Origin of the sequence: Mesorhizobium sp. M7D.F.Ca.US.004.03.1.1 (genome assembly GCF_003998635.1) — a bacterium.
GTDB classification, from domain to species: domain Bacteria; phylum Pseudomonadota; class Alphaproteobacteria; order Rhizobiales; family Rhizobiaceae; genus Mesorhizobium; species Mesorhizobium loti.
Map to the genome: position 1 here is coordinate 1 of NZ_RZQG01001709.1, position 536 is coordinate 536.

Genomic DNA, 536 nt, shown 5'->3' on the forward strand with positions numbered 1-536 from the left:
ATCCCGTGATGATCAAGGCCTCGGCCGGCGGCGGCGGCAAGGGCATGCGTATCGCCTGGAGCCAGTCGGAAGTGCGCGACGGCTTCGACCGAGCCCGTTCGGAAGCCAAGAGCTCGTTCGGCGACGACCGCGTCTTCATCGAGAAATTCGTCGTCGATCCGCGCCATATCGAGATCCAGGTGTTGGCCGACGCGCATGGTAACGCGCTCTATCTCGGCGAGCGCGAATGCTCGATCCAGCGCCGCAACCAGAAGGTGGCGGAAGAGGCGCCGTCGCCATTTCTTGATGCCGAGACACGCAAGGCCATGGGCGAGCAGTCAGTGGCGCTGGCTAGGGCCGTTGACTATCAGAGCGTCGGCACGGTCGAATTCATCGTCGACAAGGACAAGAACTTCTATTTCCTTGAAATGAATACACGATTGCAGGTCGAGCATCCGGTGACGGAGCTCGACCTGCAATCGTGTATTCATTTCAAGGAAATAGAAGTTCTTGTCCTTGTCGACGATGAATTCGACCGTGCCGACGCTCTGATAGTC

Annotated in this window: 1 pseudogene; it reads left to right on the forward strand. The window is 58.6% G+C overall.

Features of this window, described 5'->3' with window-relative positions:
- A pseudogene (locus EN935_RS39625) lies at positions 1-449 on the forward strand (acetyl/propionyl-CoA carboxylase subunit alpha); the annotation flags it as partial.
- Positions 450-536 lie beyond the last annotated feature (87 nt).